The 26,246-nt window shown below is 62.5% G+C and carries 16 protein-coding genes; 7 read left to right on the top strand and 9 right to left on the bottom strand.

Annotated elements, in window-relative coordinates; translation table 11 throughout:
- Positions 1–22: 22 nt before the first annotated feature.
- The 3 genes from JAO77_RS15040 to JAO77_RS15030 form a co-directional block, all read right to left on the bottom strand.
- Positions 23–3,322, bottom strand: coding sequence for an efflux RND transporter permease subunit (locus JAO77_RS15040; RefSeq protein WP_198991197.1), 3,300 nt, complete (start codon positions 3,320–3,322; stop codon positions 23–25).
- A gap of 255 nt (positions 3,323–3,577) precedes the next feature.
- Positions 3,578–4,738 (bottom strand): efflux RND transporter periplasmic adaptor subunit, encoded by a 1,161-nt coding sequence (locus tag JAO77_RS15035; protein ID WP_198991196.1) that lies wholly within the window; start codon positions 4,736–4,738, stop codon positions 3,578–3,580.
- Between the two features lie 222 nt (positions 4,739–4,960).
- Positions 4,961–5,317, bottom strand: coding sequence for a hypothetical protein (locus JAO77_RS15030; protein WP_198991195.1), 357 nt, complete (start codon positions 5,315–5,317; stop codon positions 4,961–4,963).
- A 53-nt stretch (positions 5,318–5,370) separates the two neighbouring features.
- On the opposite strand from JAO77_RS15030, the gene JAO77_RS15025 reads away from it, so the two are divergent.
- The 3 genes from JAO77_RS15025 to JAO77_RS15015 all read left to right on the top strand — a co-directional run bounded on the left by JAO77_RS15025 (position 5,371) and on the right by JAO77_RS15015 (position 7,924).
- Complete coding sequence (locus tag JAO77_RS15025) at positions 5,371–5,817, top strand: hypothetical protein (protein WP_198991194.1); 447 nt, start codon at positions 5,371–5,373, stop codon at positions 5,815–5,817.
- A gap of 140 nt (positions 5,818–5,957) precedes the next feature.
- Positions 5,958–6,545 (top strand): carboxypeptidase-like regulatory domain-containing protein, encoded by a 588-nt coding sequence (locus JAO77_RS24190; RefSeq protein ID WP_235998448.1) that lies wholly within the window; start codon positions 5,958–5,960, stop codon positions 6,543–6,545.
- A 203-nt stretch (positions 6,546–6,748) separates the two neighbouring features.
- Positions 6,749–7,924 (top strand): alpha/beta hydrolase, encoded by a 1,176-nt coding sequence (locus JAO77_RS15015; RefSeq protein ID WP_198991193.1) that lies wholly within the window; start codon positions 6,749–6,751, stop codon positions 7,922–7,924.
- A 124-nt stretch (positions 7,925–8,048) separates the two neighbouring features.
- On the opposite strand, the gene JAO77_RS15010 is transcribed toward JAO77_RS15015, so the two are convergent.
- The 3 genes from JAO77_RS15010 to JAO77_RS15000 all read right to left on the bottom strand — a co-directional run bounded on the left by JAO77_RS15010 (position 8,049) and on the right by JAO77_RS15000 (position 12,325).
- Positions 8,049–8,684 (bottom strand): DUF1349 domain-containing protein, encoded by a 636-nt coding sequence (locus JAO77_RS15010; protein WP_198991192.1) that lies wholly within the window; start codon positions 8,682–8,684, stop codon positions 8,049–8,051.
- A gap of 40 nt (positions 8,685–8,724) precedes the next feature.
- Positions 8,725–10,209, bottom strand: a complete 1,485-nt coding sequence (locus JAO77_RS15005; protein ID WP_198991191.1) for an APC family permease — start codon at positions 10,207–10,209, stop codon at positions 8,725–8,727.
- A 127-nt stretch (positions 10,210–10,336) separates the two neighbouring features.
- Positions 10,337–12,325, bottom strand: a complete 1,989-nt coding sequence (locus JAO77_RS15000) for an IPT/TIG domain-containing protein (protein WP_198991190.1) — start codon at positions 12,323–12,325, stop codon at positions 10,337–10,339.
- Positions 12,326–12,482: 157 nt separating this feature from the next.
- Here JAO77_RS15000 and JAO77_RS14995 point away from each other — a divergent pair, with 157 nt between their 5' ends.
- The gene (locus JAO77_RS14995; protein WP_198991189.1) at positions 12,483–15,278 is read left to right on the top strand and encodes a hypothetical protein; all 2,796 of its coding nucleotides are present in this window, start codon (positions 12,483–12,485) and stop codon (positions 15,276–15,278) included.
- 240 nt (positions 15,279–15,518) lie between these two features.
- On the opposite strand, the gene JAO77_RS14990 is transcribed toward JAO77_RS14995, so the two are convergent.
- Positions 15,519–17,024 carry an ATP-binding cassette domain-containing protein gene (locus JAO77_RS14990; protein WP_198991188.1) on the bottom strand — a complete coding sequence of 502 codons (1,506 nt, stop codon included), beginning with the start codon at positions 17,022–17,024 and terminating at the stop codon, positions 15,519–15,521.
- Between the two features lie 66 nt (positions 17,025–17,090).
- On the opposite strand from JAO77_RS14990, the gene JAO77_RS14985 reads away from it, so the two are divergent.
- The gene (locus JAO77_RS14985; RefSeq protein ID WP_198991187.1) at positions 17,091–18,170 is read left to right on the top strand and encodes an AAA family ATPase; all 1,080 of its coding nucleotides are present in this window, start codon (positions 17,091–17,093) and stop codon (positions 18,168–18,170) included.
- 114 nt (positions 18,171–18,284) lie between these two features.
- Positions 18,285–18,845, top strand: coding sequence for a metallophosphoesterase (locus JAO77_RS14980; RefSeq protein ID WP_198991186.1), 561 nt, complete (start codon positions 18,285–18,287; stop codon positions 18,843–18,845).
- Between the two features lie 237 nt (positions 18,846–19,082).
- Here the strand turns inward: JAO77_RS14980 and JAO77_RS14975 are convergent, their stop codons facing one another.
- Complete coding sequence (locus tag JAO77_RS14975) at positions 19,083–22,415, bottom strand: UTP--glucose-1-phosphate uridylyltransferase (protein WP_198991185.1); 3,333 nt, start codon at positions 22,413–22,415, stop codon at positions 19,083–19,085.
- Between the two features lie 26 nt (positions 22,416–22,441).
- On the bottom strand, positions 22,442–23,383 hold the full coding sequence (locus tag JAO77_RS14970; RefSeq protein ID WP_198991184.1) for a UTP--glucose-1-phosphate uridylyltransferase: 942 nt from the start codon (positions 23,381–23,383) through the stop codon (positions 22,442–22,444).
- 251 nt (positions 23,384–23,634) lie between these two features.
- On the opposite strand from JAO77_RS14970, the gene JAO77_RS24185 reads away from it, so the two are divergent.
- Complete coding sequence (locus tag JAO77_RS24185; protein WP_235998447.1) at positions 23,635–26,238, top strand: ATP-binding protein; 2,604 nt, start codon at positions 23,635–23,637, stop codon at positions 26,236–26,238.
- The last annotated feature ends 8 nt before the right edge of the window (positions 26,239–26,246 follow it).

The following is a 26,246-nucleotide window of genomic DNA, read 5'->3' as shown; positions in this document are numbered from 1 at the left end:
GTTGCTTATACGGAGATGATGATTACGCATGGTCATTCGCTAGCTCTACTACCGGCTCGGCGCGGTGTTCCTTAGGCTCATCTGTTTTCTTGGGGTCTTTGGGGCCGCCTTCTTCGTTCTCTTTATCAATCTGCTCGCGCGTTTTAGGCGGGCCGCTGATGCGCTCCTGCAAGCCTTCAAAAATGATGTAGAGCACCGGGATAAAAAATACCCCGATGAGCGTGCCAAACAGCATGCCGCCCACTGCACCCGTGCCGATGCTGCGGTTACCCTGCGCGCCCGCGCCGCTGGCAAACAGCAGCGGCAGTAGCCCCGCCACAAAAGCGAGCGAAGTCATCAAAATAGGCCGCAAGCGGGCCTTGGCGCCCTCTAGGGCTGCCTCCGCGATACCTAGGCCGTGCAGCCGGCGCAGCGAGGCAAACTCCACGATGAGAATGGCGTTTTTAGCCAGCAAGCCGATGAGCATGATGATAGAAATCTGCAAGTAGATGTTACTATCAATGCCCATCACCTTGGCAAACAAATACGTGCCGCACAAGCCAATTGGAATGGACAATAGCACCGCAAACGGCAGCAAGTAGCTCTCGTACTGCGCGCTAAGCAGCAGGTAGACAAAGATGAGCGAAAGCGCGAATACGTACAGCGCCTGCCCGCCTACCTTCTGCTCTTCGCGGCTGAGGCCCGAAAACTCGAAGCCGTAGCCAGCCGGCAGCTTCTGCGACGCTACCTCCTGAATGGCTATCAAGGCCTGCCCCGAGCTGACGCCCTCCTTGGGCGAGCCATTCACTGAAATGGCCGTGAACAGGTTGAAGCGGTTGAGGCTTTCGGGGCCGTAGATGCGCGTCAGGGTCACAAATTCCGTGATGGGGGCCATCGTGCCGCTGGCATTGCGCACAAATATTTTACTCAGGCCCTCGGGGCTGGCGCGGTAGCTGGTGTCGGCTTGCACCATCACGCGGTACTGCTTGCCGAATTGGTTGAAGTTGGTCGAGTACAGCCCGCCGTAGTACACCTGCATGGCGTTCAGTACGTTGGCCTCGGTGAGGCCGGCTTCCTTTACTTTCGCCACGTTCACGGCCAGCTGGTACTGCGGAAAGCCAGGATTGAAGGCCGTGGTGGCATACTGAATTTCAGGACGCTGGTTGAGTGCCGCCAAGAAGTCCTGTGCCACCTGGTAAAACTCCTGGGTACTGTGCCCACCCCGGTCTTGCAGCTGGAAGGTGAAGCCGCTGGTAGCCCCAAAACCCGTGATGGTGGGCTGCGAAATACTGCGGATTTCGGCAGCCCGGATGTGGCTCGTGAGCTTCGTTATTTGGTCGATAACCTGCGTGTTATTCATATCGGGGCGCTCGCTCCACTCCTTGAGGCGCACGATGACCATGCCGTAGCTGCTGCCCGCGCCGGCCAGGAAGTTTTGGCCCGTGATGCGCAGCGTGCCCCGCACCGCCGGGATGGTGCGAATGAGGCTATCAACCTCCGTATTCACGGCCGTGGTGCGCTCCAGGGCCGAGGCCGGGGGCAGACTCACGTTTACGAAAATGGTGCCCATGTCCTCGGCCGGCACGAAGCTGCTCGGGGTAGTCGACATCAGGAAATACAGCCCCGCGCTGAAGGCCGCCACGCCCGCCAGCGCCACCACTTTGTGGGCACCTAGGAACTCGACACCCTTGGTGTATTTGGCCACCAGGGCGTCGTAAGCAGCATTAAAGGCGATGCTAAACCGCTGGCGGAAGGTTTTCTTTTCGGACTTTTTATTGTCTTTCGCGTCATCCGGTCCTAGCTCGCCGGCCGAGCCTTGGTCGCCAGCGGGCTGCTCATTACCGTGGTCGGGTGGCAGCAGAAACAGCGCGGCCAACGCCGGGCAAAGGGTCAAAGCATTTACGGCCGAAATCATGATGGCGATGGCCAGCGTAATACCGAACTGCTTGTAAAATACGCCCGTGGAGCCTTCCAAAAAGGTCACGGGTAGGAACACCGCCGCCATCACCAGCGTGATGCTCACGATGGCGCCGCTTATCTCACTCATGGCGTCAATAGCCGCCCGCCTAGGTGACGAATAACCGTTTTCGAGCTTGGCGTGTACGGCTTCCACTACCACAATGGCATCATCGACCACAATACCAATGGCGAGTACCAAAGCAAAGAGCGTCAGGATATTAATGGAGTATCCGAAGACCTTCAAAAAGAAGAACGTGCCGATAATCGACACCGGCACCGACACGCCATGGATGATGGTAGAGCGGAAGTCTTGCAGGAAGATGAAAATCACCAGAAACACCAGCGCAAACGCCTCGATGAGCGTGTGAATTACCTTATCAATCGAGGCGTCGAGGAAGTCGTTGATGTTCACCAGCGGCACGTAGTGGATGCCGGCCGGAAAGGACTTGGCGGCGGTTTCCAGCACCTTCACCGAGTTTTCGATAACCTCGCGGGCGTTGGAGCCCGGCGTTTGGTTTACGGAAATGCCCACCGAGGGCTTGCCAAACGTGGCGCTGTTGCTGCTATAATCTTGGGCACCTAGCTCGATGCGGGCCACGTCTTTAAGCCGCAGCAGCTGGCCTTGCGCCGTGCCCTTGAGCACGATATTGCCAAACTGCTCGGCCGACACCAGCTTGCCGGTGTACTTGATAACGTACTGAAAGCTCTGGTCAGAATTCTGCCCGAACGCGCCGGGCGCGGCCTCCACATTTTGGTCAGCCAGCGCGGCTGTTACGTCGGACGGGGTGAGGCCGTAGATGGCCATTACATCGGGTTTGAGCCAGACGCGCATCGAGTAGTCGCGCGAGCCAAAGGCGTTGGACGCGCCTACGCCCGTGACGCGCCGAATCTGAGGCGTGATGTTAATCTGGGCGTAGTTCTGAAGGAAGGTTTGGTCGTAGGCCGGGTTATCGCTGTAAAGCGCGAAAATCAATAAGTTGCTGCTCTGCTGCTTGCGCACGGTTACACCGGCCAGGGTTACTTCCTGCGGCAGCAGGCTGGTGGCGCTGGCCACGCGATTTTGCACATCTACGGCCGCCTGATCGGGGTCGCGGCCCACGTTGAAATACACTTGAATAGTAGCCGCACCCGCATTGGTAGCGGTCGAGGTCATGTAGGTCATGCCCTCCACGCCGTTTATCTGCTCTTCTAGCGGTGTAAGCACGCTCTTGAGCACCACGTCGGCATTGGCGCCCGCGTAGCTGGCCGATACCTGCACCGTGGGCGGCGAGATGTCGGGGTACTGCGCAATGGGCAGCGTGGTGAGGCCCAGCACTCCCAGCAGCACGAGGATAACTGAAATAACGGTGGAGAGCACCGGGCGCTCGATGAATATTTTTAACATAAGAATCTTCTACTTAATCCAGTACTAACAGGCTAGCAAGTGCTGGCGCGAGTTTAGGCGCAGCTGTAACTCGTGCCGGCTATGAGGTGCAGTTTTCAACTCCACTGCCGCGCTAGCGGCAATTTTCTCTAGGTCAGCTTAGCAAGACGTATGTAGCCGCCGCTTACCGCGTTGCGGCAGTGAGGCACAGCCTCCACATCATACCTAGGCACTAGTTACGGCTGCACCTAAACTCGCGCCAGCACTTGCTAGGCTTTACCCCGCCAGCTCGGTCTTTGCCTTTTGCTGCGACACTACCCTAGGTTTCAACTTGGTATTCTCTTTCAGCGTCGCCACGCCTTCTAGTACCACTTTCTGGCCGGCTTTCAGGCCCTTGTCTATCACAAACGACTGGCCATCGGGGGTAGGGGTGGTAGTAACGGCCACGGCGTGGGCCGCCGTGTCCTGGCCCACCACGTACACGAAGCGCTTGCCTTGCAGCTCGTAAGTAGCGCTTTGAGGCACGATGAGCACGTTTTCCTTGGGCTGGAAGGTGCGAACCGAGCCGCTGCTGCCGCTGCGCAAAAAGCCCTGTGGATTGGGGAAAGTGGCACGAAAGCTAGTGGCCCCGGTTTCGGTATCAATCTGGCCGATAGCAGTTTTAACACGGCCAGGATATTTGTACACGGTGCCATCGGCCAGTACCAAGCGTACGTCGGGCACTTTATTCAGCTTTTCTTGTAAGGTGCGGCCGGGCCGGCGCCGGGTGAAGCTGAGCAAGGCTTTCTCGCTGAGCGAGAAGTAGGCATACACGTTGTTGACGCTCGAAATAGTAGTGAGCGGCTCGGTAGAGGTGCTGCTCACCAAGCTACCAATCTTATTGGGCAGCGAGCCGATAACGCCATCGAGCGGACTCACAATATCAGTGTACCCTAGGTTGGTGCGGGCGTTGGCCAGCGTGGCTTTGGCCTGGGCCAGGGCGGCCAGTTTGGCCTCTAGGGTGTACTGCGCGCCCTCCAACTCGTACTTGCTGATGATGCCGCGCGCCACCAGCGGGGCCACTTTATTCACGCCCATGCGGGCGGTGCTCACGTCGGCTTCGGCCGTGAGCACGCCGGCGCGGGCGGTGCGTACATCCTGCTCATACTGCGGCGCCGAGATGTGAAAGAGGCGTTGGCCTTTCTTTACGTTGGCGCCTTCGTCTACGTAAATAGCTTCTACATAGCCATCTACCTTAGGTCTGATTTCGACGTTTTGCTGGCCCTGCACGGTGGCCGGGTAGTCTTGGTAGAGCGTTACGGAGTCGGGGCGCACCATCAGCACGGGGTACTCTTTGATGGGCGGCGGGCCCTTTTTGGCTTCGTCTTTCTTTTTGCCGCAGGCGGCAACGCTGAGGGCCAGCAGCCCGGCCGCGAGGACTGGTAATCGGGTACGCATAGGGGCTGAAACGTAAAGAAGCCGCAGGAAGGTCAGGCCGGTAGGGTAGAAAAAGACCACGCCCTTCATTGTGCCGACAGAAGCCGCTATACGTTCAGTTGGATTGCGAGTTAAGCGCTATGCGCGCTACCCGGGAAGCCGTGCCGTAACGCTGAATTTTTAGGAAGATAGGAGGCACGAGAGGCTTAGATAGTATAGTTCTCATACCTAGCGTTTCGTATCTCAATGATGGTGATGGTGCCCGTGTGGCTTGGGCTTGCCAAAGACATTGACCAGCGCGCCGCCTACGAACAGCGCCGCCCAGCACAGATAGAGCCAGCCGTAGCCCACCGGCCTAGGGTAGCTGATGAGGCGCATAATCAGCTCAGCCCCGCCGCTCATGATGAGGCCCACGAAGGCGATAAATTGCCAGGAGTTGAAAAGGGTAGGGCGGTAGAGCTTGCCAAAATCCATGAGAAGGCGCGGAGAAAAATAAAACGCAAAGAAACGGCCGCCGGGGCCGCGCCCGACCAACTTCGGGCCGGCTGGCGCGTACACCGAGTAACCTCCGGCCGCGCCGCAGGCCGTGTACTTAAGCACGGCCCGCCCGGTTGCCGGAGGCTCTTCCTTCGTTTCCTCAACCCACTCAGATTATGATACTCAGCGACGAGCTGTTCGGCGACGACAGCGACAACCAGGCCAGCGGCCAAAAGCACGAGCCCGCCAACCAGAACCCCACCAACAGCGTGGACCCCAAAAACGAGGAGCTCGAAGCCCAGCGCGACTACCAGCGCGACCAGAGCAACAACAAAAACAGCGACGACGCTAGCGCCCACCGCAACATGGGCGCCAATGGCTACACCCAGCGCAGCGACCAAAAAGACCAACTGCAGAACCTACACATTGGCGGCTCCGAAACCGAGCCCCAGGGTGGCAACAACCATGACACGGCCGGCGAGCAGGCCCAAGGCCCCGGCTTCACCCAGGAGGGTAGCTACGAGCTTGACGAGCAAGGCGAAGGCATTCGGATGCACGAGCAGCAGTTTGGCGAAGACGCACCTGGCAAGTCGGTGCAGCGTCCCCAAGACGAGCGCCTGTAATAGTTGAGCTTATTAAAGTGCAACTGGCCGCGCTATTTTAGAGCACCTAGGGTAGCGCGGCCCATTGCACAAACAAAGGCTTTGGTTGTACATTGCAGCAACAAGGCCCTAACTTAACTTCGCAAACAGCTACGGTGGCAATGAAACATTTGGTACGAATACTAGCTAGCGGCTTGCTGGTAGGTTTTGTAAGCGGCGGCGTGCTGGGCTGTGGCGTAACGAGCGAAGTAGCTACGACGCACCCTATTAGCGCTACCTCCGTAGCCATTGAGCCTAGCTCGGAGGAAACCCCGGTGGGTAAAACCGCTCCTGGAGACCCCCGCGCCTCACGCCCAGTGGCCGCTACGGCACGGGTAGCCATGCGTCCGCCGGCCGAAACGACGCCCGCGGCCAGCACTGGCGACGTGACGGCCGAGGCCCGCGCCGTTGCCATCGGCTCGCCTACCCGGCGCATTCAGGCGGGGCGCATACTAGACGAAGCTGGCCAGCCGCTGGTGGGCGCCACCGTACTGCTAAAAGGCACTACCCGCGGTACCAGCACCGATGCAAATGGCGATTACTCGCTGCCCGTGCCGGCTGGCACTAACACGTTCGTTTTTGCCTACAGCGGCTACGAGCAGGAAGTAGCTCAAAGCCGCGACGGCCAGCCGCTATTCATAACGCTGGTGCCCGCCGCCGATGGCCAACCAATGCGGCCCAGCAAGGCAAGCGCCCGCCGAAAGCGGTAACAGCTACCTAGGCGCCCGCACCAGCTGAGGGTCTTGTAGGTATATAAGTATAGTAAAAAAGCCTGTGCCAACCAGCACAGGCTTTTTTGTGCACGACAAGAAAAAGATGGGGATATGGCGCCTTTGATAAACTAGGTTTAGCCGGCGCCGTACATGTTTCACGCTCCGGTTTATTTATTTTTCTTCTTGCCGGAGTGCTACTCATGAAACAACCTCACGCATCTTCTACCGGCCGATTAGCAGGCGGATTTACCCGATTTTTGCTGCTAGCCGGTATAGCTGGGGCCCTAGGTGGCTCGCTGGCCTCGTGCCGCGTCGAAGACCCCGCGCCCGACCTAGTGCAGCCCACTACGCCCAAGCCCAGCTACGCGCCCAACGAAGACGACCAGATGTGGGCCGTTATCGAGCAGTTTATTGCCTTCAACGACCCGGCGCTACCTACCCTCAGCGCTCGCCAGGCCCGCATGAACCACAGCGTAACTGACGCCGTGAATACCCTGCTAGCTAAGAATGACAAGCCTGCTTCGGCTCCCAGTCTGACTATAAGCCAGCGCGTGCTGCCCGCGCCGTCGCCAAATACCTATAACTCGGCCCCTGATGGCGTGCCGGTGCGTATCTACACCCCGGCTAGCTCTAATACGACCAACCTGGCGGCCGATGGCACGCGCCCGGCCATTGTGTACTATCATGGCGGGGGCTGGGTGATTGGCTCGCTCAATGTGTACGAGCCCTCGGCCAAGGCGCTGGCCGACCGCACCGGGGCCATCGTGTTCTCGGTTGATTACCGCTTGGCTTCCGAAACGATGAACAAGTTTCCGGCTGCTCACGAAGATGCCTACGCCGCCTACAAGTACGTGCGCGACAATGCCGCCGCGCTGAAGGTGAACCCCGCCAAGATTGCGGTAGCTGGCGAAAGTGCCGGGGGCAACATGGCCGCCGCCGTGTGCATCCTGGCTCGCGAGCGCGGCGCCACGCTGCCCGCGCACGAGCTGCTGGTGTACCCCGTGGCCGACAACAACCTGTCTACTGCCTCCTACAATCAGTACGCCAGCGCAGTACCGCTGAATCGGCCTAATATTCAATATTTTACCGGGCTGTATTTTAATTCTCCTGCTGACGGCGACAACCGCCTGATTTCGCTCGTAGACGTAGCCGACCTGCGGGGGCTGCCCCCCACGACCATTATCGCCGCCGAAATCGACCCGCTCCAGACGGAAGGTATGTCGTTGCGCGATAGGCTGACCGCCGCTGGCGTAAGCGTCGATTACACGTTGTACACGGGCACCACGCACGAGTTTTTTGGTACCTACGATGTAGTGCCGCTCGCCAATGAGGCGCAGAACCACGCGGCCGACCGTTTGAAGACGGCATTTCAATAAAGCTAGCCGTGAGCGCGAAGGCTCGTTAGTACCCTAGGTGCTTAACCTGAGCATAGGTAGCAAAAAGGCCCCGCAACGTAGGTTGCGGGGCCTTTTTTAATAAGCGGCAGCGTGGCCGGGCCAGTTATTTCTTGGCCGGCGCGAGCGGCGCTACAGTAAAGTCTTCGAACTCGACTGGGAAGCCCTTGCCATCGGGCGCGGCGCACATCAGGCCAATCTGCACGCTGCGGCCGGGAGTGGGCGGAAAGTACGCGAGGCGCAGCATCTTAAAGTCCTTGTTATCGAAGGAATACTTGATTTCGACGTAGTCGCCCTTGCGCAGTAGTGTGAGCCAAACCGCTGCCGGGCTGTCTTGCCGGGGCACCACCGACCAGTCGGATACCTCGCGCGTGACAACGGCGCTCACGTTTTGCACGCCTTTTACGTACTCGATGCCGGTTTTAATCCAGTTCTTCTCATCGAGCCGAATCATCAAGCCGGCTTGGTCGTAGAGCTCGCGGTACTGGCCCACTACCTTTACTTTAGCCTCAAAATCACCGGTTTGCTCCTGAAAGTAGAAATGCCCGTTGTCGCGAATGAAGCCGTAGTGCGTGACGCGCCAAAAATCGGTGCCGCCCTCTGCCTGCACCCGCAGGCCCTTGGGGGTGCGCGTCACTTGCTTAGGGGCATTGAGCCAGCGGCGAGCGGGAGGAGTAGGCTGCGCCAAGGCGGTAGTAGCGGCCAGCGCTACGAGCAGGCCACTGAGAAAAAAGGAGGACATGTGAAAGTGAAAAGGTGAAAAGCCAGGGCGAAGCGCAAGATTAGGCCCCACCCATCTTCCGGCCAAAAAGCAGGTATACGGGCAGCCCTAGGGCCACCAGCCCTAGACCGTAGCGCGAATACTCGGCCGTGTCGGGCGCAATGAGCAGGATAATGCAAAAGGCCGAGGCCAGCGCTACGTAGATGCCCGGCAGCACCGGGTAGCCCCAGGCGCGGTAGGGGCGGTGTGCATCGGGCCGGGTGCGGCGCAGCACAAAAATGCCGATAATAGTGACGAGGTAGAACAGGATAACCGAGAACATAACGTAGTTGAGCAGCTGCCCGTAGCGGCCGCTCAGGCACAGCAGGCAGGCCCACAGGCACTGCGCCCACAGTGCCCGGCCCGGCACCCCAGCCCGGTTGAGGGTAGCCAGTGACGGGAAGAATAGGCCATCCTTAGCCATGGCGTAGTAGGCCCGCGCCCCGCTCAGGATAATGCCGTTGTTGGCTCCGAAGGTGCTGAGCATGATGAGCACAGCCAGCACAATGGCGCCCCTAGGTCCCATCACCGACTCGGCCACGGCCGTAGCCACGCGCTCGTCGGCGGCATACTGGATGCCTCGGCCCGCCAGCGTGGTAGCCTCAGGCGAGCCCTTGAGGGGCAGCACCAGCAGGTACACCACATTGATAAGAATGTAGAGCGCCGTGACGATGGCCGTGCCGATGGCCATGCTGCGCACCAGCGTGCGCTCGGGGTTCTGGATTTCCTCGCCCGCGAAGCCGATGTTATTCCAAGAGTCGGACGAGAACAGCGAGCCGGTCATGGCCATGCCAATGCCGATAATGAGCGCCCCGGTACCTAGGGGCACGGTGGCCCCCGCTACCCCCGGCGCGGGCGAGCGCGTGGCCGTCCAGAGGTCGTGGAAGTTGGCCTGCACGGCGTCGGCATTCAGCCCCAGCGCCAGCCCAAAGATGATGAGCAGCGCCAGTGCCACCAGTTTGGTCGAGCCCAGCACGTTCTGAATCAGCTTGCCCGACTGCACGCCCTGAGCATTGATGGCCGTGATGCCCATGATGAGCGCAATGGCCAGCAGCTGCACCGTGGTAAAGCTGAACGACCCTAGGGTAAAGAGCACGTGCTGGCTCGAAAACCACGGCACCAGCACCCCCGTGTAGTTGGCAAAGGCCACGGCCACGGCCGCGATAACGCCCGTCTGAATTACTAGAAACAGCGTCCAGCCGTATAGAAACGCCACTAATCGGCCAAAGGCCTCGCGCAAGTACACGTACTGCCCGCCTACCTTGGGGAACATAGCCGCCAACTCGCCGTAGCTGATGGCGCCGGCCATGGTAATGAGGCCCGTGAGCAGCCACACCACCAGCAGCCAGCCCGCCGAGCCCACCTGCCGGGCAATGTCGGCCGACACGAGGAAGATGCCCGAGCCTATCATGCTGCCCGTCACGAGCATCACGGCGTCGAAGAGGGTGAGCGCACGCTTGAAGTGCGGCGTTGAGTTGTCGGAAACAGGGGGTAGGGAGTCGGCCATCAGACTAGTTTTTTGTCAAATAAACTACTGCCGCGGCTAGGTAAGGTAGATTGCTGCTGCATTACCCTACGAATAAAGGTCCTTGGGCCGCCCTAGGTTACCCTGAAGCTCGCGCTTGGCCTAAGGGCTATTCGGTCACGGTGAGGCGTCGCGAAAGGGCTGGCTGCCCCGCTGGTACTAGGGTAAGCTGGTACACGCCCGGGGCCACCCCTCGGAGCGGCACGGCCAGCGTGCGCCCGCTAAACTGCGCTTGCTGCACAAGCTGCCCTAGGAGGTTGCGTACCTCCACCTGCGTTGAGGTGGCTGGCGCCAGCGAAGCAGGTAGCTGGATATGCAACAAGCCATTGGTCTCAATCGGGTTGGGCCACAAGTATGGGTGGCTGGGGCTGGCGGGGGAGGTTGCCAGCACGGTAGGCGTGAAAGCCAGCGGCGAGGTGCCAATGCCGGCGCTGGTGCGCACGCTCACCAGGCCCGCCGTGACCCCTTGGGGCACGGTGGCTGTGAGTCGGGTGGCCGACTGCACCGTGAAGTCCGCTGGGGTTGTATCGAACAGGACCTCGGTGGCGCCGGTAAAGCCCGTGCCCGTGAGCGTGACGAGTTGGCCGGGCGACGCGCTGCTGGGCGCCACGGCTGAAACCATCGGCACCGCGATATGGTCGAAGGCGCGCACTAGGAAGATGCTAGGAAATAGGGCATTGCCCGCCAGCTCGGTAGCCCCGAACGTGGCCTGCTGCCAGTAAGCCCCCGCCAGGTACAGGCCGCCATCGGGCGCAGTCACCAGCTGAGAGCCGTACTTCTCGCCCGGCCCGGTCGATGCCAGCACCCACTGCCAAGCGCCGCTGGCGTCGAGGCGGGCCAGGAAAACGTTGGCATTGTCCGCTGCGCTGGCGTTAGGTACGGTGAGGGCACCGAACTGCGCGTTGCGGCTGCCAAAGCTACCCGTGACGGTAAGCTGGCCCGCCGCATCGACAGTAAGCTGGCTGCCAATATCGCCGCTCGGGCCTCCAGCGCTGACCGCCCAGCGCCAAGTGCCGTCGGTGGTTAGCGCCCCTACTACTACCTCAGGCAAGGTTGGCGCGGCATTGGAAAGTGAGAAGGAACCTAGGGCCACCGCCGCCCCTGTGAAGCTGCCCGTGACGTAGGGCCGGCCGGCGCCATCGAGCGCCAGGCCTTGCAGCGCATCGTGGCCAGCGCCCCCAAACCTAGTGGCCCACTCCCAGGTGCGCGCGGCCGAGAGCTTGGCCACGAAAGCGTCGTGCGAGCCGTCGGCTACCGCATTCGGTAGCGTAATGGCCCCAAACTGGGTCTGCTCGCTACCGAAAGAGCCGCAGAGGTAGGTACTACCGGCCGCATCCACAGCTACGTCCGTAACGCTTTCGCTGCCGGCGCCGCCAGCGCTCACGGCATTTAGCCACGCGCCATCGGTGCTCAGCTGGGCCACGAAGATGTCCCGGGTGCTGGCCGAGGGCTGTGAGTTGGCCACCTGCGCCGGGCCAAACGTAGCCGTGCCCCCCGCAAATGAACCGACCAGCGTAAGTTGCCCGCTGCTGCCTAGGGCTAGGCGCCCACCCTCGTCGTCGCCGGGGCCGCCCCCCGACACGGCCCATTGCCAAGTGCCCGCCGCGTTGAGCTTGGCTACAAAGATGTCGGAGGAAATAGATGCCGGTTGGTTGGTCGTGAGGGTGTAAGGGCCAAAGGGTGCCGGGCCATAATAGCGGCCCGCCAGGTACACGCTGCCCGCGGCATCGACCATTAAGCCCGTCACCGATTCGGGCCCCTCACCGCCTGCCTGCCGCACCCAAAGGTTGCGGCCCGCCGCGTCATACTTAGCTATGAAAATATCGGTTTGGCTAGAGCGGCTAGTTAGCTGTTGCGCGCCGAAGTACGTGCTGCCTGTAAAGTGGCCCGCCACGTACACATTGCCCTGCGCATCGGTGCCCATGCAGGGCAGCCAGCTTTCGCCGCTAGTGCGGGTATTGCCCACCGTGAGGGCCGCGCCAAAAACTGGCTGCTGCGCGTGCGCGGCAGTCAGCGAGCCACCAAGCAGCCCGAGCGTGAGGCGCAATCTGGAGGCCCACTGGCGAGTGAATAGAAAGAAAGGTAGAGGTAGTTGCATAGAAGATGGAAAAGCCTAGGTGGCTTATAAAGTGGAGCTTAAACAAGCGGCAAGTAAGTACTGCCAAGCCGCTTTTGCGTAGCAGCTACGTCCGCCAATACCCAGTTGACCTGGTCGTTTGGGGAGCAGTAGGACCTAGGCAGGCTACTTTTGTCTCATGTCCCGCAAGCTTCTGGCCCTGCTGGGGGCCGCGCTGCTGCTGCTCTCGCTGGCCACCTACGTGTATTACCGCCGCACGCTGGCCAGCGTGCCTATTGACCCCTACGCCCTAGTGCCCGACGATGCGGTGCTGGTGCTGGCTACCCGCGACCATCCCGCCCTGGTGCGCCACCTGCAGGAGGCCGGCGTGTGGGACAATATCAGCGGGGTACGGTATTTTCAGCAGGTGGCCGGGCAGTTGGCCTTGGCCGATAGCCTCGACACGGGCGGCAACACCAGCCCCGCAGCCCGCCAGCGGCGCGGGCTGCTAGCGCTGCTGGGGCGCAAGCTGGTGCTCACGTCCTTGCACATCACGGGGCCGGGGCAGGTTGATGTGCTGTACCAGATACCGCTGGCTACGGTGCGCGAGTACCGCCAGGCGCGGGGCCTGCTCGAGACCCTAGGGCGCGATGCGCGCTACACCCTCAGCACCCGCACCTACGAAGGCTACGAGCTGCAAGAGCTGACGGCTACCGAAGGCGGGGGCCGTCTCACGGTGCTCAACTACCGCAATCACCTGCTGCTGAGTACCCACGCCCCACTGGTAGAGGCCGCCGTGCAGCGCCTGCAGCTGCCTGCCGAGGCGCCTACTGTGCGCGCCGGCTTCAAAGACACCGACTTGCTGCGCCTGCGCGATGTAGATGCTACCCTGCTGCTCAACTTTCGCCGCTTGCCGGGGCTGCTCGATGTGCTGTTTCGGCCCGGCACCCACGCCCAGCTCGACCAAGCCGCCACCCTGGCCCGCGAAGCCCTCCTAGGGCTGAAAATCGAGCCCGGCCAACTAATGCTCACGGGCCTGGCCAACCCCGAAACGGCCGCCCGCTCGTGGCACCAGCAGCTGCGCGGCCAGCCCGCGCAGTCGCTGCGCCCCCTAGCCGATGTGCTGACGCTGCGCACCGCCCTGGTGCTAGCGGTGGCTGGGCCACTGGCCAGCCCACCTCCACCGGCTGCCCGAGCCGACTCTGCTGGCCAACAGGGCCGCGCGGCACTCGATAGCTTGCGGGCAGCCCTAGGGCCAGGGTTGGCCCTCACGTATTTGGCCGCGCCTGCCCCGGCCGTGGCGCCAGCGCGGCTGGTGCTGGCCCGGTGCGCGGCCCCGGCGCGGGCGGCGCTGTGGCTGGCCCGGCTGCGGCGCCTCAATGGCGTATCGCCGGCTTTTGTGCGCATGGGGCCTTACAACGTGTACGGAGCGGGCTTCACGGCCGAGCAGCTGGCCCCAGCGCTGCTGCCTGCGGGGGCTGCCAGCCCCGGTGCGGCGCTGTCGGCGGCCTTGGTGCGCGACTACCTCGTGCTGGGCGAGCCTACGGCCCTGCAAGCCTACCTCACCGACGTAGCCGCCGGCCAAACCTGGAGCCGCTCGGCCGCTCAGGTGGCGCTGCTGCAGCAAACCTTGCCGCAGGCCCGCCTCACGGTGCTGGCCGATACGCGCCAAGCTTGGAACGCCCTGCTGGGCTACCTGGCCGAGGAGCGCCGCGCTGGCCTGCTGCGCAATGAAAGCCTGGTCAAGCACTTTCCGCAGGTGGCGTGGCAGCTCTTTCCGCCAGATGCCGCGTCCGAGCGCGCGCCCGATGCCAGTGATGAACCCAGCAATCAGTATTACGCCCAACTGCTGATGCGCCGCCCCGGCCAGGGCGCGGCCCCGGGTGCCGACGCCGATGCCGCGGCCGGTAGCCCTAGGTTCCGCACGGCGCTGGTGGGCCAGCCGCTGCTGCTACCCGCCACCCCCGACGACCTCACGCCCGCCGTAGTGGCCGACTCGCTGGGCGTGGTGCGCGCCCTCAGCAGCCGCGACAACGTGGCCCTGTGGGCCGATACCCTGCCGGGGCCCGTGGTGGCGGGCGGCGCGCCGCGCCTGGTGCGGGGCCGCGTGCTGCTGGCCACGGCCCACCGCTTGCACTGGCTCAGCCCCACCGATGGCCAGCAGGCGCCCGGCTTCCCGCTCAACCTGCCCGACTCGGTGACCATTGCGGCAGTGGCTACCTCGGTGGCGCCGCGCCCAGTGCCGCACCTTCTGCTCGCCACCACCGATAACGATTTGCTGCTACTCGACGCCAGCGGGCGGCAGTTTGCGGGCTGGCCCCGCCGCCTCGAAGCGCCGCTGGCTGGCCCGCCGCTGCTGCTCACGGTGGGCGGGCGCGATGTGGTGGTGGCCGCCCTGCGCAATGGCTACGTCTACGCCTTCACGCAGGCCGGCGAGCGCTACCCTGGCTTTCCGGTCAGTGCTGGGGCCCACCTAGAAGGGCCGCTGCTGGCGCAGCCCGCCGCTACGCTGGCTCGCAGCGTACTTCGCCTCGTAAACCAGCACGGCGAGCTGTTGACCCTGACCTTGAGCGGCGACATCACCAACCGCCGCCGGGTGGCTACCTGGAGCCGCACGGCCACCTTCACGCTGGTGCCCGAGGCTAGTGGCCGCGCCGGGGCCTTCGTGGTGGCCCGCGAAGATGGCGGCCAGCTCGCTGTATTTAACCCCACTGCCACCAGTGCTCCCTTGCTGAGCCGACAGCTACTCACATCGGGCCCCAAGCCGGTGCAATGGTTAGATTTTGGGGCCAGCCGCCAGGTGTTGGCTTTCACCGAGCCCGGCCCGGGCCTAGTGTCGCTTCTTGATGGCAAGGGGCAGCCCCTAGGTAGCACAGCGCCCTGGCCCAGCACGGGTACCGGCGTGGCATTGCGCTACGATGCAGTCCGCCACCGCTACCTGCTGGTGCGCGTGCTGGGCCACGAGCTGCGCCGCGATGAAATAGCGCAGCCCTAGGTGCTCCTAGCCCTCGTTCAGCCTAAGTGCGAACCCCTAGCTACGCTTAGTAGAATAGGTAATAATAATGTGTTTGGGAGTTACGAAAACACAATATTTGTCATGCTGGGCTTGCCTCTAGCATCTCTGCCGCTTTGCTAGAAAGCTGCTAGAGGCGGTAGGGATGCTTCGACAAGCTCAGCATAACCCAAAAATTGAAATTCCAAACGCGTTCTCAGTCTCAATGTGCTGTAAGCGTACCTATAGCTCTTCCACGCGCCCTCTGCCTTGGTCTAGCCGCAGGGCGTGCGTGACGCTGGCGGGCAGCTCGGTGGGGTAGTGGCTGACGTAAATCAGCGCCACTGGGCTTACCTGGCACAGGCGGTCGAGCACGGCCCGGAAGTGGGTTAGCTGCGCGGCATCGAGGCCCTGGCCCGGCTCATCGAGCAGTAGCAGCGGCGGGCTTTTGACCAAGGCCCGCGCTACCAGCACTAGGCGCTGCTGGCTGGCGGGTAGCTGCCGCAGGGGCAGCGCGGCGCTGGCCTCTAGGTGCAGCACCCGCAGCCAGCGGCTGGCCAGCGCCCGCTGCGCGGGCGTGACGGCCGCCCGCACCAGCTTATCAGTAAAGCCGGCTTCGACCACCTGCTGGCAGGTCAGCTGCCCCGGAAAATAATGCAGCAGCTCGGGCGACACGTAGCCAATAGTACGCTTGATGTCCCAGATGCTTTCGCCGGTGCCGCGCTTGCGGTCAAACAGTACCAGGTCCTTGCCGTAGGCCTGCGGGTTATCGCCGTTGAGCAAACTCAGCAGTGTGCTTTTGCCGGCGCCGTTGGGGCCGGTGAGGGCCCAGCGCTCGCCGGGCTTTACCTCCCAGCTTAGGTTATCGAGCACTACTTTATCGCCGTAGCGCACCGTTACCTGGCGCAGGCGCACCAGCGTGTGGTAGGCGGGGGCACCGAGCGCGGGCGTACTCAGGGCCCGCAGCTCGGGCTCGTCCAGCAATGCCGGGCTGGTGGCCCTAGGTGCTAAGTCGGGCCGAAACTCGGCCCTAGGGAGTGTGTGCATAATGCGCTGCTCGGCCAGCACCGCCACGTGCGTAATGAGCGCGGGCACCTCGTGCGGCGCCGTGGCCATTACTACCGTAATGCCCGAGGCGGCCACTTCGGCCAGAAAATCATCAAACCACGCGCGAGTGGCCGTGTCGAGGCCAGTGAGGGGCGCATCGAGCAGCAGCAGCCGGGGCTGGCGCAGTAGGGCGGCGGCCAGGCGCAGGCGCTGGGTTTCGCCGTTGGAAAGCTTGATGAGGCGCTCGTCTTGCAAGTGGCTAAGGCGCAGCAGGGCAGTGGTGCGCTCGTAGGTCCAGGGGGCGGGCCCGGCGGGATGCGCCACGGCCCCTAGGTACTCGCGCACGGTGGGCACCTCCTCGGCCGCCGCGGCATTGTAGCGCTGCTGGTAGTAAAGCTGGCCCTGGTTGTCGCTGGCCCGAAACGTGGCCCGCGGGCCCACCAGCGCCACGCGCTTGCGCCACGAAAAAAAGGGGTCAGCCAGGTGCTCGCCTTCGGCCGCCAGCAGCGGGTAGGTAGCCGGCCCGCCCGTCACCACGTAGTGCCCCGCCAGCGTAGCGAGCAACGTGCTTTTGCCCGCGCCGCTGGGGCCCACCAGCGCCCAGTGCTGGCCCGGCTCGACGCGCAGGCTAAGGTCGGTGAACAGGATACGCCCTAGGTAGCGCACGGTGCAGTGCTCGAAGGCAAGAAGAGGCAAGGTCATGCCGGAAAAAGCAGAAACGTTTATAGAAAAGCGGGCAGTACGTTTGCCGCCACAAGCGCCCTTCCCATGACAAACGTACTACCCGCTGCTTCTCCCACGCCCCCGCGCACCGGCCTCGTGGTCGGCAAGTTTTGGCCGCCGCATCGGGGCCACCAGCTGCTGCTCGAAACCGCCGCCGCCCAGGTATCCGAGCTAGTAGTGCTGGTCTATGCCAGCCCCGACGACCCCCGCCACGCCGCCCCCGAGCGCGCCCACTGGCTGCGCGAGCTGTACCGGGGCGACGACTACGCCCTAGGTCCGCACTACGGCGCCACGCCGCTGCGCATCGTGGGCCTGCCTACTGCCACCGTGCCCCCCGATGCTGCCGACGACCACACGCACCGCGAATTTGTGCGCCAGTGGTTAACCGACCTAGGCCAGCGTATCGATGTAGTATTCAGCAGTGAAGCCTATGGGCCTGGCTTTGCCGAGCACCTAGGGGCTACCCACGTAGCTGTAGATAACCCGCGACAGCAGGTGCCCACCAGCGGCACCCACCTGCGTGCTGCCCTGGCTGCCGAGGCTGAAAGCTTCGCCGAGTCGGCGCTGCATATTCACCCCTTCATCGCGGCGCAATACGGGGTGGTACCCGCCGCCCCCGTGCCTCGCCTAGTGCTGCTTGGGGCCGAGAGCAGCGGCAAAACCACGCTGTCTATCGCCCTAGCCGAGGCCCTAGGTACCGCCTGGGTGCCTGAGTTTGGTCGCACGCTGCACGAGCAGAAAAATGGCCAGCTAATCTACGAGGACTTGCTTTACATCGGCCGCCGCCAGCTGGAGCTGGAGGACGAGGCCGCCGCCCAGGCCCACGGCTGGCTCGTGTGTGACACTAACGCGGCCACCACGGCGCTGTATTCCTACTACTATTTTCACCGCTGCGACCCTGCCTTGCAGCGCCTCGCCCAGGTGTGCCGCCAGCGCTACGCCCACACCTTCGTGTGCCTGCCCACCACGCCCTTTGAGGACGACGGCTGGCGCGGCCCCGAGGCCCTGCGGCAGTTTCAGCACGGCGCCATCCTGATGCAGCTGGAGATGCTGGGCATCCCTTATACCTTACTGGATGGCTCGGTGCAGGAGCGCGTGGCGCAGGTGCGGTCGGTGCTAGGGTAAGAGTAAATTGCGAAATTGGCGCGAGTTACGGCTGCGCCTAAACTCGCGCCAGTAGGGGGCGGGTAGTACAAGTGCGGGGCAATGCTAGGGCAAGCGTAAACTGCCTTTCTATCTATGAATAACATCTGGTTTACCGCAGATACTCACTTTGGCCACAAAAACATCATCGAGTTTTCGAAGCGGCCTTTCGCCAGCGCAGCGGACATGGACGAAATACTGGTGCAGCGCTGGAATGAGAAAATAGGCCCGGAAGACCTAGTGTATCACCTAGGCGATGTAGCACTGCTGCCGCCTGCCAAGCTGCGGCCTCTGCTCAACCGCCTCAACGGTCGCATATGCCTGATAACTGGTAACCACGAAAATGCCGCCCTAGCCTGCGCCGATAGGTTTGACTGGATAAAACCCTACTACGAGCTAACGCTAGATGACCCGGATGCCTCACGCGGCAAGCGGCACATAATGCTATTTCACTACGCCATGCGGGTGTGGAATGCCAGCCATTACGGCACCTGGCACCTGTACGGCCACTCGCACGGCGACCTGCCTGACGACGAGAATTCGCTATCCATTGATGTAGGGGTAGATTGCCACAACTTCTATCCGCTCTCTTATGAAGAAGTGAAAGTCATCATGTCTCGAAAAAGTTGGGTAGCACCTTTTACAGCTAGGTATTAGCTACGTTTGATTAATTTCAGCCCCCTCAACTAGCCTTACTAGCGACAAAGGACAACAGGTACTAAGCTATTCCAAGTTTGAACAAACGTTGCTTGCCGCATTGCGGCAGATGAGATACAATCTCATTTCATAATAAGTCTCGAGTTGCGTTGCACTAAACTCGCGCCAAGATAAATGGGAAGGCGGTGCTATCGAAATGCTGTTTCGATAGCACCGCCTTCCCATTTATCCAGCAGCCTAAAATGCTGCCAATTCCGCCACGTAATCCTTCGTGCCGTCAATGACCCAGGCATCTAATTGCGCGGGGTCCTTCATTTGTTGGCCGCGCTGGCGAGGCACCACGAGGTAGCCGCAGGGCACGTCGGGCAGGGCCGACATATCGCTCCAAAGCTTCTCGATTTGGGCCACAGGGTAGATGTCTTCCTGGCCGTGGCCCCAGCGGTATTTCACCTCTTTAATGGTGACGTAGGTGGGGATGCGCTGGGCCACACTGCGCACGGCGCGGGCCAGGCGCGCCTCATCGGCGGCTTGCAGCTCGGCGCGGGTGAGGCCAAAGAGGGCCAGCAGCGGGTCAACTTGTACCCAGGTGGTCATGGTGTTGTAGTAACTCAGGCCGAGCTCGTCTTCCTCGCGGGGCTGGGCCAGGCCTTCGAGCAGGCGCAACTGGCCGTTGACGCGGGCTAGTCCCCCGCCGCGGTCCTCGATGCGACGGGCTACTACCTCAAAGGTCAGCACGTTGCGCGAGGCTAAGTGATATCCTAGGGCAGCCGCGTCGAGGTCGGCGCCGAGCGTATCGATGTTGTGCAGCATCAGGGTTTCGACCTGCGGCTGTTCGCGCAGCAGGCGGGCCAGGGTGCCGTTGCGCAGCAGGTTCGAAACCTCGTACCAGTGGCCGAGCGGCGAGAAGCGCTGGGCCGCGATGTTATCCACGTAGTCGGTGCCTTCGCCTTTGGCCTTGGCCCAGCCTATCATGGTGTTGCGTACGGCGTCGCGCACTTTTTGCTTGTTCACGTCGAGCGTTTCCTGGGGCATTTCCTCCCACAAAAAGCGCAGGTCGCGTGCCATCGGCACGAAGCGCTGCCCAATGGAGCGGCCCTCCGAAAGGTACACCGGCCCGTTGTAGCCAAAGTTATTGGTCTTGGCCAGGTGCGCCTGAATGGGAGCGTGGGTGAGGTAGCTCGTGGCCACGAGGTGCGGAATCACGGCCTGGTAACGCTCGGCCGTGCGGCGGGTTTTGGCCAAATGGATTTCGAGGAAGCTGCGCATCTTGCCCTCAATTTCCACAAACGGGTTCAGGGCCTTAATAACGCCTGCGCCTTTGGTCCAGCGGCTGCCGATGCCGGCTGCGAGGCTCAGCACGCCCACCTTGCCGGCCCGAATGGCGGCCTCGCCGGCCGGGGCGTACTCGCCGAGGTCGGTGAGCGAGGCAGCGTCGCCGGGCTGCACGTCGGCGATGGTGGTTTCGAGCGGCAACTGGTTGCGCGAGAGACCGATGCGGCCCTTCTGCAAGTCGGCCCGAATGTCTTCGTGCTGAATATAATCGAAGCCGTTTTCCTGCTTGATGCGGTCGGCCTTGTCGTTTTCGGCGCTGCGGTTGTTTTGCGCGCCGGGGTCTGATACCTGAAACAAGTTGCTGACGATGGTGCGCAGCAGGGGGTAGGCCAGGTTGTTTTGCTCGCAGTGGGCGGTGAAGAAATCAATCTCCGCCCGCCGGATATAGGAGATGCTAGCCGGGTCTTGCTTAACGAGTTGCGAAACGTGGATGGCGTAGTACTGCTCGGGCATCAGCGCCTCGGGGCCCTCGTGCAGCGTGCTCCAGCTGCCCTTGTAGTTGATGTCCCAGTTGTATACCACCGGCTCCATGGCGAAGGGCAGCGCGGCCGACAGCTCCTGCTTGGTCGAGCGCAGCAGCTCCAGCACGCGCAGCTTGTATTCCTCGTAGCGCTCGGGGTTTACAAACATGCCCATGCCGCCGCCCGACATGCCGCCCAGCATCAGGAAGCCGTAGTAATCGGCCCCGAACTGCTGCTTGGCGCGGGCAATAATCTCTTCCGTAAAGTAGGTCGAGGCCCACGGAATAATGGTCTTAATCGGGTACTCCCAGTTGCGGGCGGTGTTGGCGGCTAGCTTGGGCACATCGCCCTCTTTCAGGGCACCTAGGATGTTGTCAAACACCTGGTTGGTAAACTGCCGGGCGGCCCATTCCTTCTCGCCTCGCAGCAGGTATTTTTCGCTCACCATCTCCAGGATGGGCCCCACGTTGGAGGCCATGCCGCCGTGCAGCAGCACCAGCGAGTTGCGGATGCGTTCGCCCATTTCGGGGTGAATGTCATCGCCCGCCAGCACGCGGTGGCGGGGCAGCAGCGTGCCCCGGCTGATGCCAAACTCGGGGTCGCCGGCCTGGGCAAACGTGCCCTGAATGGCCTTGATACCCGGCCACACGCCGCCCGAATCTTGCCAGCCGCCGCCCGAGCCACCAATCCACTCGCCCAGAATGGCCCGCGAGGCCACCAGCCGGCGCTCGTCTTCATCGAGGCCGCCAGTCAGGTTTTTGGTTTGGCCGGTGGCGCGCATCAGCAGGCTGATAATGCACCCTAGGAGGTTGGTGGACACCGCAAAGCGTGAGCCCTTTGGGATATCATTAACCTTGGTAACCAACTCGATGCCCATGCCCGGCGCCACGATGCGCTCCAGCAGCTGCGGCAGCGACTGCGCCGTGCCCTCGAAGGAGGGCGGGATGAGCCCCGAGGCAATGACGCCCGCCTTTACCAGACTCAGGTAGTCGTTGCCGAAGTTGAACAAGTCGGCCAGGTCGGTCACGTCCTTGGTCGTGTTCAGGTCGATGCTCGTGAGGCGCAGTACCGGCTCGGCGATGACGCGCACAAAGGCGTGCAGCGGCGGCCGGATGTCCTTATCGCGCCCAAATACCCCTAGGTCGATGGACAGGTTGACGACCCGCGCGCCCTCGGGGTAGTCCATGCCCAGGAAGAAAATATCCGACCAGCCGCTGTGCGTCAGGTCCATCCTCACGGCTGTATGCTCGTGCAACACCGGGTAGAAGAGCGAACCTTCTTGGCGGTGCAACAGCGCTTTATGGATGCGGATGGGGTGCTCGTCTTGGTGCCCCACGCGGAACATCCACTGGTTGCCCTTGGTCGAGCGCACGCTTTTGCGCACCTGGTTGGCCAGTGTTTGGAAGGAAAGCTGGTGGTAGCTGTCGGCGAGCGCGCTGAAGAGCATGGCGTTCGGCCCGTGTGCGTCCAATTCCGCCAAAAACGTGCTGATGGCCTGCTCGAAGCGTCGCGCCAGCAAGTCCTCGAAGCCCGCGTAGGGAATCTTGCCCACGGCCGGCGTGGCGGGCGCTTCCTGCAAGAAAAAACGGTAGCCAGCGTACAAAAACAGGATGGCCCGCACCTTGTCGTAGAGGCTGGGCGTGGCCTTTCGGAAGTCGTCCAGCTCGCGCAGACTTTTCAGCAGTTCCTTAGCCGATAGGGCCTTGGCTAGCTCGTAAAACGACCGGTCCCGCTTGGCGGGGTCGGTCGCGGTTATCGTCTCAATGAGGATATTCATGGAAAGTAGCAGGAATGCCTCAGTGATTAGCGGCCGTTGGCTTCGGCCAGTAGTTCGACCATAGTGCTAAGCGTTTCGGTGCGGGCGTCGCCGGCCAGGCCTAGGGCCAGCTGGGCGCGCAGCAGGCCGTGGGGGCGGCTGAGGTCGTAGCGGGTGCCTTGCACTTCGAGAGCCAGGTACTTCTCGGTATTCGCCAGTTCTTGCAGGGCGGGCGTTAGCAGCAGGTTGCCGCCGCTGGTAGCCTGGTGGCGCTCCAGAATGTCGAAAACGCTGGACGTGAGCACGTGCATTCCGAAGAAGCACAGGTAATAGCCAGCGCGTAGGCCAGGCGTGGCCAGCTCCAGCTCGGCGGTGCTGAGCGAAGGCTTTTCGATGATTTTCTCAATCTCGTACACGCCTGCCTGCCCGGCCACGAGCGCGCCGGTGAGGGTGCCGTAGCGCCCAATCTGGTGCTCGATAGTAGGGTTCACGGCCGACACCGCGCAGCCCTCTGCCGAGGCTAGCGCTAGCAGCTGGGCTGCGCAGCGCTGCCCGGCCTGGGCCGATACGTAGAGATAGTCGCCGAGCAAAAGCAAAAACGGCTCGTTCTGCACAAAATCGCGGGCGCAGGCCACGGCGTGGCCGTAGCCCAGCGGCTCGGTCTGCTCGGCGAAGTGCAGGCGATTTAGTAGGAAGTCGATTTTCTCGGCCTGCTGGGTGGCCCAGTCGCTTCCCTGGTACGAGCGCCCTAGGTTGTCGCGCAGCGAGGCAAAGGCGCTGAGGTAGCGCTCGCCGTCGCCGGGGGCGCAAACCACGCAGATTTCCTCGATGCCGCTGCTAAATGCTTCTTCCGCAATAATTTGAATGGTAGGCTTGTGCAGGCCGTCGAGGTCTACGACCGGCAGCATGGCTTTCTGGATGGTATCGGCTACGGGGTAGAGCCGCTCGCCGCGGGCGGCCGCCGTAATGACGGCTTTTCTGACTTTCATATCGGGCTTCGAAGGGGAAGGATGCGGCAAGTTACGGCAGCTAGCGGGTAGCGCATAAGGCCCACAGTACCAAAATCAGCTGCTTTTTTAGCAAGCCGATACCGGGCCACAAATAGGAATCGTTACCGATAGTTTTGCTGCGCCCGGCTAACCGAATTAAAAAACTGTACGCCGGTAACGATTAAAAGCCCGGTCGGTAATTCCTTTGTTGGCCCGCGCACTGCGGTGGTGGCTGGGCGTTCGGCAACGATATGCGAGCACTTTTTCAAACTTTACTAGCCGTGCTGTGGCTCAGCAGCCTGGGTTTGCCGGGCGCGGCGCAGGTGCCGGCCGAGCCGGCGTTTTCGCTCGTGTGCCGGCCGGGGGCGCGGGTGGGCAGGCTCAAGCAGCAATTTTGCGAAGTGCGGGACCTGACCATGCCCGCGCCCGTGGGGCAGTCGCTGCTCATCGACGGTGGCAACGGTGGCACCACCGTGCACGGCTGGGCCGGGCCCGATGTACGCATCAGAGCGCTGGTGCAGAGCGGTGGCCGCACCACCGAGGAAGCTCAGGCGCTGGTGCAGGCCGTAACTATCGCGGCGGCGGGCAATGCGCTGCGGGCCACCCTGCCCGACGACGGCGCCGAGCGCCTGGTGCGCTACGAAGTATTTGTGCCCCACCAAACGGCGCTCGTCGTGTCGTCGACCAATGGCAGCATTCGGCTCGAAGACATACAGGCCCGCGTCGAGTTTCGGGGCAGCAACGGCAGCGTGACCCTCCGCAACCTAGGCGGCCAGGTAACGGGCAGCGTCAGCAACGGCAGCATTTCTATCGTGCTCGGCGGCAGCCAGTGGGAGGGCGAGGGTCTCGATGTGCACACTACCAACGGCAGCATTCGGTGGCAGGTGCCAGCCGGCTACTCGGCCCAGGTGCAGCTGAGCACCGGCACGGGCAGCCTCAACACCAGCCTGCCCGTGACGACCACCAACGGGCACAAGGAAGTACTGGCTACCCTCGGCCAGGGCGGGGCGCTGCTCAAAGCCAGCACCGCCAATGGCAGCATTGAGTTTAGGCCAGAAGGAAAAACTACGCCCCAGCCTCAGGCTGCTAGCGATGGGCGGGCCGCAGAGATTGAGCGCCTGAAGAAAGTAATAGCCCACGCGTCGCTCAGTGCCCTCGACACGGTGCTGGCGCAGGCCCGGCGCGTAGCCTATGTGCCGGTGCAGGTGGTGGTGCTCAGCCGCTTGGCCGCCGCGCAGCTACCACTGCAGCGCCCGGCCGCCGTGGCCCGGCTGCAGGAAGCTACCCAACTGGCCAGCCAGCTGCACGATGTAGCGGAGGCCAGCTGGACCCTAGGGCAGGTGAGCCAATTGCAGCAGAAGCTGGCTCGCCAAGCACCGGACCAGGCCGATTTTTACGCGCCGCTGCTGCAAGCGCTTGGCGATGCTATGAACACCAGCGCCGCCTTCAAAGCCGCCGTGCCTAGGGAGGCAAGTAGCGCCGCCCTGGGCCTAGACGAGCGCCGCCGGGTGCGGAGCCTAGCCGCGGCCCTGGGGGTGGTATCCACGTTGCCGGCCGTGCCCGGCGTGGCCCTAGGTAGGCTGGGGCTGGCGCGCATCACCCAGGCCGACAAGTGGCTCGATACCCTGCTGGCGGGCCGCCACAGCTCGCCACAGGTGGTGCGGCAGCTGGCAGCCCGCCGCCAGCTGCGCGATAAAAACGCGGCCCTGAGCACGGCCTTTGCCAAAGAAGGCGACTACGCCAAAGCCTACCAGTACTTTTTGCAATATACCGCCTACAAGGACAGCCTCACTGCCGAGGCCACCACCCGCCGCTTAGCCGCGCTCGAATACCGCCAGAACTTGCTCAAAAAAGAAACTCAGATTCAGCGTCTTACCAAAGAGCGGCTGCTGCGGGCGCAGTCCGCCCGGCGGCAAGAGCAGTTTGTGGTGGGGCTGGGCGTGTGCGTGGGGCTGCTGGCGCTGTTTGCCTTTATTCTGAGCCGCAGCAACCGCGCCCGGCGCCTGGCCAACGAGCAGCTCGAAGAGCAGAGAAATGCCCTGCAAGCGGCGCTGGCCGACTTGAAAACCGCTCAGAGCCAGCTCATCCAATCCGAAAAAATGGCCAGCCTGGGCGAGCTGACGGCCGGTATCGCCCATGAAATTCAGAACCCGCTCAATTTCGTCAACAACTTCTCTGAAGTAAGTACCGAGCTGCTCGACGAGCTGCTGGAGCAGCGCCGCCAGCCCACCCCCGACCCGGCTCTGGAAGACGAACTGCTGGCCGACGTGCACCAAAACCTGCTGCGCATCAACCAGCACGGGCACCGCGCCTCTACCATCGTGAAGGGCATGCTGGAGCACGCCCGCACCAGCACCGGCCAGAAAGAGCCCACTGACCTCAACGCCCTGATAGAAGAATACGGCAAGCTGGCCTACCACAGCGCCCGCGCCAAAGACAAAGCCTTTGAGGCCAAGCTACTGCAGCACCTCGACCCACACCTAGGGCTGGTGCCCGCCGTGCCGCAGGACCTCAGCCGCGTGCTGCTCAACGTGTTTACCAATGCTTTCTACACCGTGCAGCAGAAGGCGCGCAGCTCCGGCTCCGCCTACCACCCCGAGGTGCAGGTGCGCACGCAGCGCGAAGCGGGCCAGGTCAAAATCCAGATTCGCGACAATGGTACCGGCATCCCCGAGGCCATCCGGCAAAAGATTTTTCAGCCCTTTTTCACCACTAAGCCTACCGGCGAAGGCACCGGCCTAGGTCTCTCGCTGAGCTACGACATCATCACGAAGGGCCACGGCGGCACGTTTGAGCTGGCGAGTGAAGAAGGAGAGTTTACAGAGCTGACAGTGACGCTGCCGGTAATGGGGTAGCGCTTATC

Origin of the sequence: Hymenobacter sp. BT559, assembly GCF_016427535.1 — a bacterium.
Lineage (GTDB): Bacteria > Bacteroidota > Bacteroidia > Cytophagales > Hymenobacteraceae > Hymenobacter.
This window is presented reverse-complemented; position numbering and strand designations above follow the sequence as displayed.